This is a genomic window from Variovorax sp. PAMC26660 (assembly GCF_014302995.1).
Taxonomy (GTDB): domain Bacteria; phylum Pseudomonadota; class Gammaproteobacteria; order Burkholderiales; family Burkholderiaceae_C; genus Variovorax.
In genome coordinates this window covers 6,371,241-6,389,577 of record NZ_CP060295.1, presented here as the reverse complement: position 1 = coordinate 6,389,577, position 18,337 = coordinate 6,371,241, and the positions used below count along the sequence as shown (strand labels likewise).

The 18,337-nt window shown below is 69.3% G+C and carries 8 protein-coding genes; 7 read left to right on the top strand and 1 reads right to left on the bottom strand.

The features are described from left to right. Positions 1 to 12: 12 nt before the first annotated feature. The 7 genes from H7F35_RS30005 to H7F35_RS29975 are packed head-to-tail and all read left to right on the top strand — an operon-like array spanning position 13 to position 17,338. A complete protein-coding gene (locus tag H7F35_RS30005; RefSeq protein WP_187110141.1) occupies positions 13 to 714 on the top strand; it encodes a SctK family type III secretion system sorting platform protein in 702 nt (233 codons plus the stop codon). Next, positions 696 to 1,316, top strand: a complete 621-nt coding sequence (gene sctL / locus H7F35_RS30000) for a type III secretion system stator protein SctL (RefSeq protein WP_187110140.1) — start codon at positions 696 to 698, stop codon at positions 1,314 to 1,316. Before H7F35_RS30005 ends, sctL begins: the two co-directional genes overlap by 19 nt. A gap of 32 nt (positions 1,317 to 1,348) precedes the next feature. Next, positions 1,349 to 2,698, top strand: a complete 1,350-nt coding sequence (locus tag H7F35_RS29995; protein WP_187114463.1) for a FliI/YscN family ATPase — start codon at positions 1,349 to 1,351, stop codon at positions 2,696 to 2,698. Beyond that, positions 2,695 to 3,183, top strand: coding sequence for a serine kinase (locus tag H7F35_RS29990; protein ID WP_187110139.1), 489 nt, complete (start codon positions 2,695 to 2,697; stop codon positions 3,181 to 3,183). The genes H7F35_RS29995 and H7F35_RS29990 overlap by 4 nt, the downstream gene beginning before the upstream one ends. Positions 3,184 to 3,202: 19 nt before the next feature. Continuing rightward, positions 3,203 to 3,982 (top strand): type III secretion system export apparatus subunit SctT, encoded by a 780-nt coding sequence (sctT, locus tag H7F35_RS29985; protein ID WP_187110138.1) that lies wholly within the window; start codon positions 3,203 to 3,205, stop codon positions 3,980 to 3,982. Positions 3,983 to 3,992: 10 nt separating this feature from the next. Beyond that, positions 3,993 to 5,027: an EscU/YscU/HrcU family type III secretion system export apparatus switch protein gene (locus tag H7F35_RS29980; protein ID WP_187110137.1), complete on the top strand. Its 1,035-nt coding sequence runs from the start codon at positions 3,993 to 3,995 to the stop codon at positions 5,025 to 5,027. Positions 5,028 to 5,056: 29 nt separating this feature from the next. After that, positions 5,057 to 17,338 carry a hypothetical protein gene (locus H7F35_RS29975; RefSeq protein WP_187110136.1) on the top strand — a complete coding sequence of 4,094 codons (12,282 nt, stop codon included), beginning with the start codon at positions 5,057 to 5,059 and terminating at the stop codon, positions 17,336 to 17,338. A 9-nt stretch (positions 17,339 to 17,347) separates the two neighbouring features. On the opposite strand, the gene H7F35_RS29970 is transcribed toward H7F35_RS29975, so the two are convergent. Then, positions 17,348 to 18,283: a LysR substrate-binding domain-containing protein gene (locus H7F35_RS29970; RefSeq protein WP_187110135.1), complete on the bottom strand. Its 936-nt coding sequence runs from the start codon at positions 18,281 to 18,283 to the stop codon at positions 17,348 to 17,350. Positions 18,284 to 18,337: the final 54 nt, after the last annotated feature.

Below are 18,337 nucleotides of genomic sequence, written 5' to 3'. Positions count from 1 at the left end.
CCGCCTCCACCGATGCCCGCGCCGACCCTCGCACCCAACCCTGCACCCACGGCCGCGCCCGGCCCGATGGACCTGGTGCGCTTGGTCATGCGCTTCAACCTGCATCCCGAAGTCGACCTGCACCCGAGCTGGTTGCCGGCGAATTGGCCGCTGCACCACCGCAGCCTTGCACGCCTGGGGCCGGCCGGCCTCGCCGTGTATGCCGAGCTGCTGCGGCGCGGGCAGGCGCCCTCGATCGCCGGGTCGGACTACAACTTCGATTCGCGCCTGCGGCGGCTGGCGCTGCTCGATGGCGCTTCGCTGCGGCGCCTCGCGGCCTACGTGGGCTTCTGCGCGCACCTGCCGCTTTTTCGGGTGCGGGGCGGGGCGGGCTTTCAGATCCGGCGCCAGGCCCGCCGCTTCGACCGCGACGCGGTCGACTTCGTGCTCGAACGCGTGCCCCAGCTCACCGAGTTGCGCATGGACACCGCCGCGCTGCAGCAGCGGCCTCTGGCCGCCGGCCGCGTGGTGCTCGACCGCGGCTACCGCCTGCTGCTGGGCGCCGCCGCGTCCGAGGGCGAGGCCACGCTGCAGCGCCTGCGGCACAAGCTGCCGCGCCGCATCTCCACCCTGAGCGTGCCGCAGTTCGAGCGGCGCCAGGCCCAGCAACTCCACGAACTGATGCTCTCGTGCATCGTTCCCGAAAGACTGCCGCAATGGGACTGGCTTTTCTGATCACAACCGACAACCTGCAGCTGCTGAGCGAGCGCAAGGTGCTGAAGGAAAACGAATACGCCGCGCTGCTCGATGCCGCGGCCGTGGTGGACACCGCGCGCAAGGAAGCGGCACGCATCGGCCAGCACGCCGAGCAGGGCGCCGAGGCCAGCCGCCGCAAGGGCTACGAGGAAGGTCTGGCGCAGGCGAAGGCCGAGTACGCGCGGCAACTGGTGTCGGACAGCCTGGCGGTCGAGCGGCAACTGCACGCGCTGCGCACGTCGATGGCGCAGATCGTGGTCAAGGCCGTGGGGCAGTTCCTGGGCGATGCCGATCCGGCCATGCTGTTTCATTCGGCGCTGCTTCGCGTGGAGGCGCTGCTGCGTGCGGAGTCTTTCATTACCGTGCGCGTGGCGCCGGCGCAAGAGGCCGACATGCGCGAGACGCTGCACCGGCTGCGCAACGACGCCCACTGGGCCATGGGCGTGACCATCACGCCCGACCCCGAGCTGCCGCCCGGTGCCTGCGTGGTGCAGACCTCCACCGGCGTGCTGGAGATCGGCGTGGATGCGCAGCTCGAGGCGTTTCGCCGCGTGGTGGCGCAGGGCGGGAGCGCGCGGTGAGCGCACGGCCGCACACCGCCGGCGCGCATGGCGTGGGTGTGTCCGAGGCGGCGCTGGGCATCGTGGCCGACCTGGCGCAGGCCTTCGGCCACGTCACGCCGGTGGCCATGCGCGGGCGCGTGAGCAAGGCGGTGGGCATGCTGATCGACGCCACCGGCATCCAGGCGCACGTGGGCGAACTGTGCGAGCTGGTCACGCCCGGCGAGCCGCCGTTGCTGGCCGAGGTGGTGGGGTTCAGGGGCAACACGGCCATCCTCACGCCGCTGGGCTCCATCACCGGCATCTCCGCGCTGACCGAGGTGGTGCCCACGGGGCGCGGCCATGTCTGCCCGGTGGGCGCGCACCTGCTGGGGCGCGTGCTCGACGCGCTGGGCCAGCCCATCGATGCGCTCGGCCCGCTGGCGGCGCATGTGCGGATGCCTGTGCACCGCGAGCCCGTGAGCCCGCTGGAGCGCCGGATGATCGATGCGCCGCTGGCCACCGGCATCCGCGCGGTCGACACGCTGCTCACGCTCGGCGAAGGCCAGCGCGTGGGCGTGTTCGCGCCGCCCGGCGTGGGCAAGAGCACCTTGCTGGGCATGCTGGCGCGCGGCTCGACGGCCGAGGTCAACGTGATCGCGCTCATCGGCGAGCGCGGGCGCGAGGTGAAGGAGTTCATCGAGCACAACCTGGGCGCCGAGGGCCTGGCCCGCACCGTGATGGTGGTCTCCACCTCCGACCGTCCGCCGATGGAGCGCATCAAGTCGGCCTATGTGGCCACCACCATCGCCGAGCACTTTCGCGACCAGGGCAAGAAGGTGCTGCTGCTGGTCGATTCGCTCACGCGCTTTGCGCGCGCCCAGCGCGAGATCGGCTTGGCCAGCGGCGAGCCGCCCACGCGGCGCAGCTACCCGCCGTCGATCTTCTCGATGCTGCCGCAGTTGCTGGAGCGCGCGGGGCAGGGCAAGGCGGGGTCCATCACCGCGGTGTATTCGGTGCTGACCGAAGGCGACGAAGAGAACGATCCCATTGCCGAGGAGGTGCGCTCCATCCTCGACGGCCACATCGTGCTGTCGCGCAAGATCGCGGCGGCCAACCGCTACCCGGCCATCGACGTGCTGGCCAGCATCAGCCGTGTGATGCCGCTGGTGGCGTCGCGCGCGCACTGCGCTTCGGCCGCGCACTTTCGCAGCCTGCTGGCCAAGTACCAGGAGATGGAGCTGCTGGTGCAGATCGGCGAATACAAGCCGGGCAGCGACGCACTGGCCGACGAGGCCATTCGCGCGCGGCCCGCCATGCTCGACTTTCTGGCCCAGCCGCCGCGCAGCAGCCAGCCTTTTGACGAATCGCTGGCGGCGCTGCGCCGCTATGGCCCGCCAGAGGGATCGGGGGCCGCGCCATGAGCCGCATCGACTGGAAGCTGCTCATCGACGTGCGCGAGCGGCAGAAGACCGCCGCCATGGGCGTGGTGGTGCGCGACCGCGCAGCCGCCGAAGAGAGCCAGGCGCAGTTGGCGCAGGCCGAAGCCTGGCAAGAGCAACAGGTGCAGAACAAGGTGCAGCACTGGCAGGCGACCCGCGGCGCACTCTCGGGCGGGCAGTGCAGCATGGCGGACCTGCGCAATGCGGGCGCCTGGAGCGGCGCGCTCGATGCGCAGATTGCGCAAGCCGGCCAGTCGACCGCGCAAGCCTCGCAGGCGCACGCGCAGCGCGAACAGGTGCTGGAAGAAAGCCGCAGACAACTGCGCGCCGCCAGCGGCGAGCTGGAGAAGGCGCAGCAGATGCAGCAGCGCGCGCGTGCCGAGCGCCTGCACCTGCAGGAACTGCGACTGGAAGACACGGCCGAAGAAAGCGCGTCGCAGGCCTGGGCCGCGCGCCGGCCCGCGTAGGCACACGAACGGCAACCCCATGGACACCATCGAACTCGCCAGCCTGGAGAAGTTCTTCTCGGCCATCGTGCTCACGATGCCGCGGCTGTTCGCGATCTTCGCAGTCGTGCCTTTTCTGTCGGGCGGCATGATCACCGGCATCGTGCGCAACGGCCTGCTGCTGATGCTGGCGATCTTCATGTCGCCGGTGGCGGGCGAGATGCCGTCCGCCACCATGGGCACCTGGGTGCTCATCGCGGGCAAGGAGGCGCTCATCGGCGTGATGCTCGGCCTGGGCTTCGGCATCTTCATCTGGGCCATCCAGAGCGTGGGCGACCTGATCGACTTTCAGACCGGTTCGAGCAACGCCTCGTTCTTCGACCCCGTGGCCGGCCACGAGACCGGGCCCACCAGCGAGTTCCTGGGGTGGATGGTGATCACGCTCTTCGTGTCGGGCGGCGGGCTGCTCGCGATGCTGGGGGTGATCGTCGACTCGTACCGCCTGTGGCCGGTCGCGTCGTTCTTTCCGAACATGGGCGAGGTGCTGGAGCAGTTCGCGGTGCGCCAGGGCGACACCTTGTTCCTGTGGATCGTGAAGCTGGCCTCGCCCGTCATCGTGGTGCTGCTGCTGGTCGAGCTGGGCGTGGGCCTGGTGGGGCGGGTGGCGCCGCAGCTCAACGTGTTCGTGTTCGCGCAGCCGCTCAAGAGCCTGCTGGCGCACCTGATGATGCTGCTGTTCCTGGTGTTCGTGTACGACGCGCTGCAAGACTTCCTGCGGCCCGAGAACGGCGTGCTCGACTTTCTGCGGGCCACCCTGTAGCGGGCAGCGCATGGCCGAAAAAGACCAGGCTCCCACCGCCAAGCGCCTGCGCGATGCGCGCAAGCGCGGCGAAGTGGTGTTCAGCACCGACGTGGCCTCCACCGTGGTGTTCGTCGTGGTGGTGGTGTCGCTGTGGCTCGGCGGCCAGCTCATCTACAGCCTGCTGCGCGAGCTGTGGCTGCACGCCACCAGCACCAGCTTGCTCACGCAGCCCGACGACCGCTTTGCCGAACTGCTGCTGCACACGGGCGCCACGCTGGTGTGGGGCACCTTGCCGATCATGGCCATCGCCGCGGCCGCGGGCATCGTGGGCTCGCTGTTCCAGGTGGGCGGCGTGGCGGCGTGGGGGCGCCTGAAGCCCGACGTGAACCGCCTGAACCCGGCCGAGGGCCTGAAGCGCATCTTCTCGTCGCGCAGCCTCATCAACCTGCTCAAGATGAGCACCAAGACCGCGCTGCTCGGTGCGCTGATGTTCGTGGTGGTGCGCGGCTTCATCGACACGGCACTCAAGCTGGGCTATGCGCGACCCGAGGGAATCATGGTGGCCGCGACCCACATGGTGCTCATCGCCTTTGGCTGGGCGGTGGTGATCTACACGCTCATGGCCATGGTCGACTACGCGCACCAGCACCACGAGTTCATGAAGCAGCAGCGCATGTCCATCGAGGAAATCCGCCAGGAATACAAAGAGATGGAGGGCGACCCGCTGAACCGCTCGCGCCGCCGCTCGGCCTACTTCGAGGCGGTGTACGCGAGCCTGAACGACCGCGTGCGCGCGGCCTCGGCCGTGATCCATTCGCCGCGCGTCGCCATCGCCCTGCAGTACCTGGGCGAGACCGACCTGCCGCGCGTCATTGCGCGCGGCGAAGGCGAGGTGGCCGCGCAGATCCGGCGCTTTGCCAGCGAAGGCCTGATCCCGACCGAATTCGAGCCCGCGCTGGCCGAACGCATCTACGAAGAAGTGCCGCAAGACCAGCCCATTCCGCGCGCGCTGTATGCGCCCGTGGCCAAGCTGCTGCGCTGGGCGCAGGGCAACGACGCCTGAAGAAAACCGACGACTGAAAGGAAACGACCATGTTGATTGCAGATGCAGGCGGCGGCAGCGTCCGCACAGTGGTAAGTGCCCCCGCGGCCAGCCCCGCGCAACAGCCGCCGGCCAACACGGGCGCCTCCGACGCGGCAGCGCGCGCGGCCGAACTGGAACGCCAGCTCGAAGCGCTGCTCGAGAAATTGCGCGAAGCGCAGCGCCAGGCCGAAGAGGCCCGCAAGCGCGCGATCGAAGCGCAGAAGAAAGCCGACGAGGCCAAGGCACAGGCCGAAGCACTGGCCGCGCAGCGCACCAAGTCGCAGGCCGATGCCGACGCCGCGAAGAAGGCGCAGCAGGACTACCAGCTCCAGGACGCGCGCGCCAAGCAGGCCAGCGCCGATGCGAACCTCAAGGACAAGGACGTCTCGCTGCTGCGGGCGCAGGTGACCGAGACGCGCGAACAGAAAAAGAGCCCCGACGGCCAGGCCTCGGCCGCCACGCAGCAGAAGGTCAAGGACGCGCAGGGCGATCGCGACAGTGCACAGAAGACCAGCGACCTGTCGAACCTCTATGCCGATTCACAGGAGAAGGAATCCAAAGCCCAGGATGCCCAGGCGGCCGTGCGGCAACTGGCGCCGAACCGGGCCAACCCCATCGGCGATTTCAGCCCCGAAGAAAGCAAGGCGTTGAGCGATGCGCGCAGCAACGCGGCCACCTTGCGAGCCGATGCCGATGCGGGCCACGGCAAGTTCGCCGATGCCGTCGGCGCGCAGGCCGATTCGCAGTTCTATGGTGCGCCTGCGCCCGTCGCGACCCCCGTGGTGGCACCCGGCACGCAGCCGGTGGTCTTTGCCAACGATCCGCTGCATTCGCCGCTGACGCAACTGCTGCAGGTGGCGCCGCAGTTGGCCGCCCCACCGAGCGCCAACACCGGGCTGGTCTGGCCGCCCGCGACCACCTCGGGCACGACCCCGCCGGTCGACAGCAACCCGCTGCTGTATCCGCCCACGACCACGCCCACGACCACGACACCCAACACCTTCACCACGAAATCGCCCTTCGACACCTTCCTGCCGCCGCTGAAGCCGACTGTGGTGACGCCGCAGGTCACGCAGACGCTCAACGGCATTGCCGACGGAAAGAGCGTGGAGCAGATCGCGAGCGAGCGCCACATGCGCCCCGACCAGGTGGTGGCCGAGGCCAACGCGGCCGGCGTCAAACTGACGTCGGGCCTGCCCAGCCAGGACGCGCAGACCACGACCATCCAGCGCGGCAACGCCACGCTCGCCTACACCCACGACGCACAGCACGGCACCACCACGGTGAAGGCGAGCTTCGCCGACCCGAGTGCGCCGGGCGGCCGCAAGACCATGACCGCGACCGAAGACAGCAACGGCCGCTACAGCCAGACCACGACCGACGCCAAGACCGGCGACACCACCACCCACACCATCGACACCCAGGCCGGCACGGCCACCACGAGCGTGGTGGACAAGAACGGCTTGCGTACCGACACCACCACCGACCTTGCGGGCGCGCCGGTGACGCACACGGTGGCCGACGGCGAAAGCTACCTCGACGTTGCCACGGCCGCGGGCCTGACGCCCGAACAGCTGCGCATCCTGAATCCCACCGTCGACTACGGCAAGCCGCTCCAACCCGGCCAGCAAATGGTGGTCACGGGCGTTCAGACCACCGTCAAGACCTTCAACAAGGACGGCACCACGCTCGAACAGACCACGGGCAGCGATGGCTCCCTGCAAGCCGTTGCCACCAGCGCGAGCGGCCACCGCACCGTGCTGGCGGGTATACCCGACGCCAAGGACCCCCAGGGCGAAGCCGCGCGCAAGGGCATCTTCGACGACAAGAAATCCGTCGCCGACGTGGCGGCGAGCATGGGCCTCACGCAAGACCAGGTGCTCGCGCTGTTGCCGTCCGGCACGGTGGACGACGCACCGGCCAGCACCGACACCCATGGCATCGAGCGGCGCACGCTGTACGACCCGACCACCAATCACACGGTGATCGAGACGCTCGATCCGCACCATGACCGCTACACGCGGCAGGACATCACGGACGACACCGTCTTCAAGCGCGACGCCCAGGGAAAGCCGGTGCCCGACGCGCTGACGGGTGGTGTCGCCTATGCACAGCAGCAGGCCGACGACAAGGCCGCGCTCGCGGCGGACTATGGCAAGCAGATCGCCGACCTGAACAGCACCATCCGCCTGGCCCATCGCACGGGCGACTCCGCTTCGGACCTGCTGTCGCAGCGCGACCAACTCATGGCGGCGCAAAAGAAGGCGCAAGCCGACGCCAGCGTCGAGAAGGGCAAGGCCACTGCGACGCTCATCAAATACCAGCAACAGGTGGTTGACCAGCAGGCGCCCGTGGCCTACCAGAACCTCATGTATGCGCGGCCCGGCAGCCCCGAGCAGGCGCAGGCGGGCACGACGCTGAAGTCCGTGCTCGACCTGAGCGACAAGATCGACCGCCTGGTGCCCGCGGCCGACAAGGCCGTGGCCGCACTCAAGGCCGGCGTCAACCTGCAGCAAAAGCAGGACGCCAAGACCGCCGCCGACGACAAGCTGCAAACCGAGTTCGAGAACTGGAAGGACAACGTCTGGATGTGGGCGAACGTTCCGCCGGACACGGCTGCGAAGATGAAGGCCGCCGGCGAGAAGCCCGGGACGCGCATCTTTGCCGACCCCCAGCAGGAACACGACGCGGCGTGGGAGGCGTTCGTCTCGATGCAGAAAGACATCGACCAGTACGGCACCGACGATCTGCCGGCCGACAACCGCGTCGCGCACGACGCCTGGGTACAGCGCAACCAGGCGAGCGACGCCGCGTTGCAAGCCAACGTGGGCTTCGACGACGCCTCCGTCGCCAGCCAGGCGGCCAACACGAACGTGACGCAGGGCGACCTGGACCGGCTCACGCAGGACAGGGATGCGTGGACGAAGGCGAATCCGAACGACCTGCCGCTGAACTTTCCGGGGCAGAAGGTCGACCCGAAGGCGCCCGACCAGCCATCCATCGACGGGCTCACGCAGAGCCTGATCGACGGCCAGGTCGATGCGCTCAAGTACGGCGAGGACAAGAAGCACACCCAATACCTGTTGACCGTTTCGGCGCCCGACCGCGCCGACCCTGACGAGCTCAAGTCGGCCGAGAAGAAGTACGCCGACGACAACGGCGACGCCCTGTCGCAACTGAAAACGAAGATCAGGGACATGCAGGGCGCACCGGCGCGCGAGCAGTCCAAGATGGTCACCGACTACATCAACGCGTCGTACAAGCGCAACCCCGAACTCAAGGCCCAGCTCGACAAGCTGGGCACCACCAGCGATCAAAGCAGCCTGCGCGCGGCCGAATACCGCAGCACGCAGATCGACGCGCTGCTGTCGGCCTCCGAGCAGGGCCGGCAACTGCAGTCGGCATTCGCCATGAGGGACATGCTGCATGGGAAGTTCGACGACCAGGCCGCGCAGGATCAGGCGCAGGTCCAGAGCGGCGTGGACGAGGTCAAGAAGGACATCGACAAGCACAGCTTCGTGCGCGATGCATGGGGCGCGATGTTCGGGGACTCGTCCGACGGCGCCAAGCAATACAGCCAGGACGCACTCGACCACATGAAGCAGCTGCGCAGCGATCTGGCTTCGGGAAAGATTTCGGTGTCCGACTTCGCGCAGCAGGAAAAAGCGCTGATGGACGACTACGACCTGAAGTCCGGCCAGCTCCAACGCAACATGCTCAACAGCGACGGCACCTGGAGCGTGGTCGACGAGGCGGTGCGCTCGACCGTCATGATTGCCGCCGGCATCGGGGGCACGCTGCTCACGGGCGGCAACCTGGCTGCGGGTTTCGGCGCCGCCATGCTCGCGGGCCAGTTGTGGGACACCACGGGCGATGTGGTGGCCAGCGCGCAAGGACACGACATCGCCGGCGACGGCCATGAATCGCTCCTCGGGCTCGGCTGGCGGGCGGCCAGCGGCGACGCGAGCTGGGGCGAGACCGGCAACGTGTTCAAGGGCGTGGCCGTCGATGCCGCAACCAGTGCCGTGAACATGACCGGCCTGGGCATCGGCGGCTCGATCAGTGCCCGGCTGGGTGCCCAGTTTGCCGCGCGGGAGACCCTGCAGGTCGCCGGGCGCGACGTGCTCAGCTTCGGCGCGAAGGGCACGCTGAACTGGACCGGCCGCGCCGTGGTGGGCGCGCGCGCGGGCCTGAGCCTGCAGGCGGTCGACGGCGCCGGCCGCGTGGGCGTGGAGACCCTGCACGTCGGCCTGGACGGCCAGCTCGGCACCGAGGAAGGCGACAAGCGCATCGGCTCGACCATCGTGAGTTCGGCGGTGGGCCTGGTGACGGCGCCGGTGACCGGCGCGGTGTCGGGCGCGATTCCGATGGGCGCCGCGAGCGAGGGCGTGAGGCCGTCGGTCTTCGGCGCCGGCGTGACGGCGCGGGTTGCCAATGACGCTGCGGGCGCCCTGGCCGGCGGCGAGCTGATCTCGCTGGTGAACAACGGGCGCTCGATGAACCAGGGCGAATTCATCGCGGCCTCGTTGCAGACGGTGCCGGGCGTGCTCAACCACGTCGCCACGCATCCGACGATGGCCGCATGGTTGGCGACAAGGGGGCGCAATGCAGCGGGCAGCACCGATACCCCCACGCCGGCCACGACGCCGCGTGTCGAGCCGCCCGCCGCGCCCGTGGCGAAGCCGATCGACATCAACACTGCCTCGCGCAACCTGCCGGGCCTTGCGGACCACGGTGTCGACAACCTGAAGGTGGTCGACGTGAACACGCCCGACCTGACGCAGGGCATCGACGTGCAGACCCACGCGGCTGCCGCGCTCGCACCGGGCGGGGTGGTCGAGTTTCACATTGCGCTGGACAACGAGAGGATCGCCACCGGTGGCAGCGACCCCGCCGGCATCACGACGGCGGCCTACGTGCAGGGCAAGGACGGCACTGCTGCGCCACGCCCCGGCGAGGACGCGCGGCAGGCGCGGCAGCGCCAGGAACAGCAGGACACCGCGATCCGCGTGCGGCTGCGCGGCGTGGGCCTGGACAACGTGAAGATCACGCGCAACCCGAACCCCGGCGCCAGGCACCCCGAGATCGTGGTGCAGGCGACCAAGCCCAGCTTCCCGGGCACGGTGGACCGGCCGCTCGCGCGCCCGGTGTACGACGGCTACGACCAGCGCGCCGACTACCTCACGGGCAGCGAGATGACCGCGCTCTATGGCTCGGGCACGCGCGGCCCGAAACCCACGCCGCCGGCCGATTTCCGGGTGGCGATGACGATGCGCAACCGCCTGGCCACGGGCCAGTACGAGCCCATTGCCTCGCCGACGATGCAGTCGATGTCGATCGGCATCGGTACGCGCTCCAACCTCAAGGCGATTGCCTACGGCCTCTACGACAGCGTGATCGGACGCTCGCTCACGCCGCTGCGCAACGCCTTCGGCACCGAAGCCTCGGTGGCGATCCGGCCCGACGAGTACCGGCGCACGAGCTTCATGCAATGGGGCGTCCTGCCGTTCTCGCGCGACACCATCTTCACGGTGTTCTCGAAGGACCTGATGGGCGCCGCCAGGCAGACGCTGTTCGGCAAGGGCACGCCCGGGTACGGCGTGAACATGCGCTCGGCCCAGCTGAAGGGGCCGGCCGCGAAGGGGCCGGGCCAGGTGGTCGAGGTGGAGCTGAGCGTGAAGCTCGACGGCGAGAAGCTCACGCTGCCCGCCGACGCGACCGACTTCTTCGGTGGCAGCAGCAAGACCTCGCCGGACGGCCATGTGAAAGTGCCGAGCAGCCTGCTGTTCGACCGCGTGATCGAAGACCTGCGCGTGTCGCCGCTGCTGCCGATCCTGAAGAAGGCGCTCGGCTATACCGGCCTGTTCACGCCCTCGGTCGAGCGGCGCTGGCAGATGATGCTCAAGGACGTGGTGCGCGAGGGCGACGTGGTGCCCAAGCGCTTCTTCGAGCAGTTCCAGAAGACCTTCGGCGACGCCAAGTACCGCATGCAGGTGGTGGTGCCCGACACCGACGGCGCGAAGCTCTACAACCCGGTGGAAAGGCAGATTGCCGACTTCGTGAAAACCCCGACGCCGGCCAAGCTGCAGGACATGGTGGCGCAGGGCCTGGTCGACCCCGACAAGGCGATCTTCTTCGTGCCCGAGCGCGGCGGCAACCATCACCGCACGGCGGTGCCCGGCAAGGCGCTCAGCGAGACCTTCGACGACCTGGCCGGCCAGCCGCGCCGCGTGCCGAACCGCGACACCAGCAATGTCTGGGTCATCTTCACCGACCATGCCCTGGAGCGCAATGCGCAGCGCGTGATCTACCGGACCAAGAAGGCGCTCTACGGCATGCTGCCCGAATGGGCGCAGAAGTCGCAGCCCTCGACGCACCATGTGCCGGGGCAGGGCAACCTCATCAATGCGCTGACCGGGTCGGGCCGCGAGCTGGCCAATCCGTCGGCGCGGCGCACGGCGGTGTTCGCGCTCAAGATGCCCACGGCGTTCCAGACCCCCGTGCTGGCGGGCAGCGTCGAGTTCCGCTTTCAGGCGGGCAGCGACGAGCCCGCGCTGGCCAAGGCGGTCGCGAAAGGGCGCACCGACACCTTGCAGGTCGCGCCGGACAGCAGCGACAGCGTCGACGTGCCGCAGTGGTTTCCGCGCGCGCTGGCGTCGTCGCTGAACGGCCCGACACCGGTGATTCCGAAGGGCGGCAGGGCGCAGATCGGCCGCTTCCTCGATGACCTCGAAGGCAAGCTCGGCCCCGCGCAGAAAGACGCCGTGATCGCACTGCGCGAGCGCTACATGGAAGGCCCGAACCCGCTCTTTGCCGACGGCAAGTTCCTGCGCGCACCGATCGCGAACGACATCGTGGAAGTGCTTGCCGGCCTGCAGCCGCAAAGCCTTGCGCAGGGCACGCCTCGCACGCTGATGGGCGACGCGCCCGAGGCCATCAACGCCGCCCGCGCACAGCCGGTGCGGCCCGCGGGCCTGCGCCGCGCCGACCTCAACTACCTCGACGGCCAACCGACGGTCAACGGCCGTCCGGTGTCGGCCGCGGACATCGAACTCGCGGTGCCGCCCGAGGCGGTCCTCGTGATGGCCGACCGCGCGAACCCGCCGAGCGCCGAGCGCATCGCGGCCGATCTGCGTGCGGGTGGCCATCCGGCCGGCAAGGACGTGGTGATCTATCTGTGCGACGCGGGCACCGCCACGGCGCCGCGCGCGCCCGTGCCCGACTCGCTCGCACGCGATCTGAGCAACCGCATCGGCGCACGCGCGCATGCGGTCGACGGCGCGGTCACGCTCGGTGCCCAGACCACGCTGGGCGGTCCCGCGGTGACCGCGCGGCCGAACCTGCCGCTCACCGATGTGTCGGCCACGGGGCGGGCGCATCCCGATGCCGATCACGCGGCGCAGCAGGCCTTCTGGCTCAAGCCGGGCGGGCCCGAGGCGCCCGTGGATGCGCCGTTCGCGCCGCAGGCACTCGCCAAGGGCGCGTGGATCGGGGACGAACCCATCGATCCGCTGCATCTCGGCATCGAAGACCGGGTGGCCGATCTGCGGCCGATGGATGCGGACAACGCGCGCGCCGTGTTCCCGCTGCTGGCCAAGGAGCTGGGTGTCAGCCCGGACTACAACGCGCTCGGTGCGCAGGGAATGATCGACAAGTGGCTCGGCGAGATCGCCAACGGCACGCGCCACGCGCGCGTGATCTATCCGGCGGCCGGCTCGGCACTGGCCTCCGACGTGCCGATCGGTCTGATCTCGGTGCACAAGGAGGCGCTGATCGGCGACAGTTACCGCAACACCTTGCCCGCCGCGCTCTACCGCGGCAACAAGCCGGCGGGCGAGATGAGCCGGCAGGGGCTGCAGGACCTGGGCGAGGTCTGGCAGTTCTCGACCTATCTCGGCAAGGGCAAGGACCTCTATCCGAGCGGCGTGATCAACAAGGCCGCGCGCATGCAGTTCATGAACGACGTGGTGCGGCAAGAGGCTGCCAAGGGCATGCCGGTGGCCGCGTTCTATTCGCGCGTGAACGGCGGCGCGCCCTTCATCACCGGCTCGGACGGCGTCACGACCTTGCTCAAGGGCCATGCATTCAATGTGAAGAGCGCCTTCAGCCAGCAGTCGCAGACCGTCGGCCGTGGGCCGATTGCCGTGGGCTACGAGGACAGCTCGCCGTTCAAGAGCAAGGGCTACGAGGACGGCGAGCCGGCGCGGCACATCTACATCTACGAGACCGATGCCAGCCTCTATGGACCCGAGGGCCGGGGCACGCTCAAGTGGCGCGGCAAGATCGAAGAGGCCTTCGACAGCGCGGACGGCTCGCGCAGCCTGCTCGGTGCCGTGCGGCCGGCCAACCTGAACTACCTGGAGGGCGAGGCAACGGTCAACGGCCAGCCTGTGCCGGCGCGCGACATCCAGGTCGCGGTGCCGCCCGACACCTACCTGGTGATGGCCGATGCGTCGCACCTTCCGGCGACCGCGCGGCTGGCGGCCGGCATGCGCGCCAACGGCTATAGGCCCGGGCAGGACGTGGCGCTTTACGTGTGCCGCGCCGGCGAACGCGCGGACCCGGCTGCGCCGGTGCCGGCGTCGGCCGCGCGAGATCTCGCGAACGCGCTCGGCGCGCGGGTGCAGGCGCACGAGGCCGCGATCACGCTCGGCAACCGCAACACGGTCGGCGAGGGCCAGGCCGTGACCGAGCGGCCCAGCCTGCCGCTGACCGACGTGTCGACGGCCAGCCGCGCGCATCTGGATGCGGACCACGCGGCGCAGCAGGCCTTCTGGCTCGCACCCGGCGGCCGCAGCGAAGCCGCGCCTTCGGCGTTCAGTCCCGAAGTGCTCGGCAAGGGCGCATGGGCCGGCGACAAGACCATCGACCCGCTGCAACTGGGCATCGAGGATCGGGCCGTCGAGCTGGTGCCTTTCGATGTGCAGCACGCGCGCGACGTGCTGCCGTACCTGACGCACGAATTGCGCTTCAGCCCCGAATTCACGAAGCTGGGGGCGCAGGAAATGGCGAAGAAGTGGGCCGCGGAAATCGAGGACGGCAACCGCATGGCCTATGTCATCTACCCCGCGCCGGGCTCGGCCGTGGTGCGCCGGCCGCTGGGCATCATCGCCATTCACAAGGGGCCTCTGGTCAGCGACAGCTTCATCGGCATACGGCCAGCGGACACCTATCCGGGCGCGAAGCCGGCGGGCGAGATGAGCCGGGAGGCCCTGGGCGAACTCGGTCCGGTCTGGCAGTTCTCGACCTACCTCATCAAGGCGCGGACCTCTTCCAAGTCTTCCTTCCCGGGCGGTGTGGTCAACACGGCCGCCAAGAAGCAGATCATGGCGACGGCCGTGCAGGAACTCGCGCGCAGAGGCGAGCCCATCGATGCCTTCTATGCGGCCGTGCACGCCGGCGCACCCGAGGCGGTGCCTGAAATGGGCTGGCCCAAGGACGCCAACGTGCCGAGCCTGAAGAGCCAGGAACGGATGGCCGGCGACGGACCCATCACGGTGGTGCACCAGGCAGGACCGCCCAGGACCGGAGACCAGGCCGCGCAGGCGCCGGCGACCCGGTACATCGCCATCTTCAAGACCCCGGTGAGCCGCTTCGATGAGGGCGGCACCGGCACGGCGGAATACCGCTCGCTGCTGGACAGCCGCATCGCGGGCGACCAACGTCCGCAGCGCTGGCTCGGGCCGCAGGAATGGCAGAACGAGCCGCTGGTGCATCGCCGCGCCGACCTGAACTACCTTGAAGGCAACGTCACGGTCGACGGGCGGCCGGTGCCGGCGAGCGACATCGAAGTCGCGGTGCCGTCGAAGGCCTTCCTGGTCATGGCCGACGAAGCCAACGTGCCGAGCGCCGAGCGGATCGCTGCCGACATGCGCGCGGCGGGCTACCCCGAGGGGCAGGACGTGGCGCTCTACATCTGCCGCGCCGGCAAGCTCGCGGACCCGAAGGCCGTGGTGCCCGAATCGCTGGCGCATCAGCTCGCCGACACGCTGGGCGCACGCGTGCATGCGGTGGAGGGAACGATCGAGCTGGGCGGGAAGACCCAGCTCGGAGACGGTCACTTCGTCACCGGCCTGCCGAAATTGCCGCTGCTGGATGTCTCCACCGGGCGCGCGCATCCGGGTGATAACTTCGACACCGCGCAACGCTTCTGGCTCGCTCCCAACGGCCGTGGCGAGCGGGTCGACGCACCGCTCGGCGCCGCGGTGCGCAACATGGGGGCGAAGGCGGGCGAGAACTTCATCGACCCCTACGTGCTGGGCATCGAAGACCGCGTGGTGCGGCTGGCCCCGTTCGACGCCCATCATGCGGGCCTGGTGTTGCCCACGCTGGCCGAGCAGCTCGCCGTGAGCCCCGATTTCAAGAACGGGCCCGAGGGTCTGGCGCACAAATGGCTGGGTGAAATGGACGCCGGCACGCGCATGGCGTATGTGATCTACCCGGCCGAGGGCTCGCCGCTGCCGCAGACGCCGCTGGGTCTCGTGGCGCTGCACCGCGAACCGCTGGTGGACGAGAAATATGTGAAGACGCTGTCCGCGTCGTACTACACCGCCGGCAAGTTTCCGGCGCGCGAGGTTTCGCGCGAAGACCTGGTGGCCAAGGGCGACGTGTGGCAGTTCTCGACCTACCTCAACTCCGATGGCAAGGGCGTGCCGGGCACCAACAAGGCCGGCAAGATGCTGACCATCGACGAGGTCGCGGCTGAAAGCCAGCGCCGCGGCGACGAGATCCTGGCCTTCTATGCGCGCGTGCACGGCGGCGGCCCGCTGGTGCTGCGCTTGCAGGACCCGGGCGTCAACCCCAACATATCGAGCCTGTTCGGCCAGGAGTCGATGGCGCAGAGCGGACCCATCGCCGTGGGGCTGGAGCAGGGCTCGCCGGTGACGGGCGGTGCCGACCGCTACGTGCTGATCTTCGAGACGCCGCGCTCGCTCTACCTGCCCGACGGCGCGGGCCGCGCGAAGTGGACCGGCGATCTCCAGAAGCTCATCGACAAGCACCCGGACCCGGCGTCGTGGCTCGGTGCGGAGAAGGACACGGGGTCTTCGGGGGTGATGCTGAGCCGCAAGGCCGCGCCGGCCGAAGTCGATTGGGACCGCGCGCAACCCGTCGCGCTGCGCTCCAGCGACGGGGACGATCTGTCGGCGCATCGATTGATGGTGACCGACGCCGACGGCACGCGGCGCCCGATGACCGGCACGGAAGTGCTCGACAGGATGGGCACGAAGGTGCTGGGCAGGGGGGTGTCGGCCGATGTGTACCCGTTCGGCGACGACAAGGCGATCAAGATTTTCCGCACCGAGGCCGAAGACTATTCCCGTGTGCAAGATCGTGCCGATCTGGACCTCGGACAACTGCGCGAGGCGTTGCCCGACGGGGCGACCATCGACCCGGCCATGGGGTGGGCACACCAGGAAAAGCAGACGCTGCAGGAACTGGCCGATCACGTGGGCGAGCACAACGTGGTCGACGTCTCGGGGCCCTACCTCGTCGGCAACCGGCTGGCGCTGGTCATGCCTCGGTATGTCGAGGGCAGCAAGGCGCTCACCACGGACAGTGCATCGCGCACGTTCACCGATGCGAAGGCGGGCTTTCTGAACGAGCGCACGGCGAGCAGTGCGGGAGGCATCACGGATGAAATGAATACCTCCGGCATCTACCCCTCTGATCCGCAGTTCCTGGTTCACGCGGACGGGTCCGTGGTTCTGCACGATCCCGACGGCATTTCGCGCGGCAGCCTTGCGCGAAAGGATCTGGAGCACGAGGCCACCAAGCTGGCGCGCACCGGCCGGTACAACGCGGCCGCACGCCCCGCACCCGACACGCCCGATGCCGGCACGGTCCAATTCGCGGTGGGCCCGGCGCCTGACGACATCGGCAGTGCGGGTGGATTGCGGTTTGCCGATGCCTCCACCGCGTCGCAGGCCGTCGTGCACGACACCGTGGCCGCGGCCAAATGGGCCGCGATCGAACCGTGGCCCGCGCCGCACCGCAGCGAGGCTGAAGTGCCGCAGGCGACGTATGTCTACACCGTCGACGGCGGCAGCATGCAGACCCACGCGGACGGCACGCGCACGATCCCGCTCGACGCCATCATTGCCGGGCGGCAGGTCGACGCCTTCGGCCGCTTCGTGCCCGAGCAGCCCGTGCGTTTTCGCGTCGCAGGCGACGCCGGATCACCGGGCAGGCAGGTGCCCAAGGGTGTGATGAACCTGCTCGACCCCGGCTCGGCGCAGCCGACCAACCTGTGGGGCACGCTCAACGGCGGCGACGGCGCGGCGCAGGCGTAGCGCACGGGTTCAGGAGGCGGGCGCCTGCGCCTGCAATGACCCGGCGGCATCCGTGGCCTGCGTCAGCACCCAGTCCCTGAACACGCGCATGCCGCGGGTCTCGCGCTTGCCCTTGGGCGCGCAGACGTAGTATCCGCGCGGTGTCAGCGCGATCTTGTCGATCGGGATCGCGACGCGGCCGGCGGCCAGTTCGTCCTCGATCAGGCAGCGCTGCACGACCGCCAGGCCCAGGCCCGAGATCACGCCCTGCAGCAGCATGGCGACCTGGTCGAAATCGGCCGCGGGCTTCGGGTGGGCGTCGCGCACGCCCTGCGTGTCGAACCACAGACGCCAGTTGTCGGGGTAGTTGGTGTGGAACAGCAGCGGGCGCTGCAGCAGGTCTTCGGGCGTGCGCAGGGCCAGGCGGCCATGCATGTCGCCGGGCCGGCAGATGGGCACGATCTCGCGGCCCACGAGGTAGTCGGCCTGGATGTGCGGCGGATGCCAGGGCGCATCGCCGCGCCGCACGCGAATCCAGCCGTCGATGTCGGGCGTGTCCAGCGGATCGTCGCGGCGGTAGGGTGCGAACGAAATCGCTACTTCAGGATGCAGCGCACGAAAGTCGGGCAGCCGCGGAATCAGCCATTTGGTGGCCAGCGTGGGCGGCACCGACAGGCGCAGCGTGTGCGCGCCGCTGTGCGCGCCGGCCGACTCGGCCGCGAATTCGAGCTGCTGCAGCGCCGGCGCCACGTTGTCGAGGTAGGCGCGTCCGGCATCGGTGAGCGTGCTGAGACGGCCGTAGCGGTCGAGCAGGCGCACGCTCAAGTGCTCTTCGAGCCGCGCCACCGCGCGGCTCACCGCGCCCTGCGTGACGCACAACTCGTCGGCCGCTTTCGAGAAGCTGCCCAGGCGCGCGGTGCTTGCAAAAGCGTGCAGTTCGTGCAGCGACGGTGATCGGATGCGCATGAAGGTGAAGTGGGCCTTTTTGCTATGAGCAGCGGTCATAGCGAGCGGCGCAAT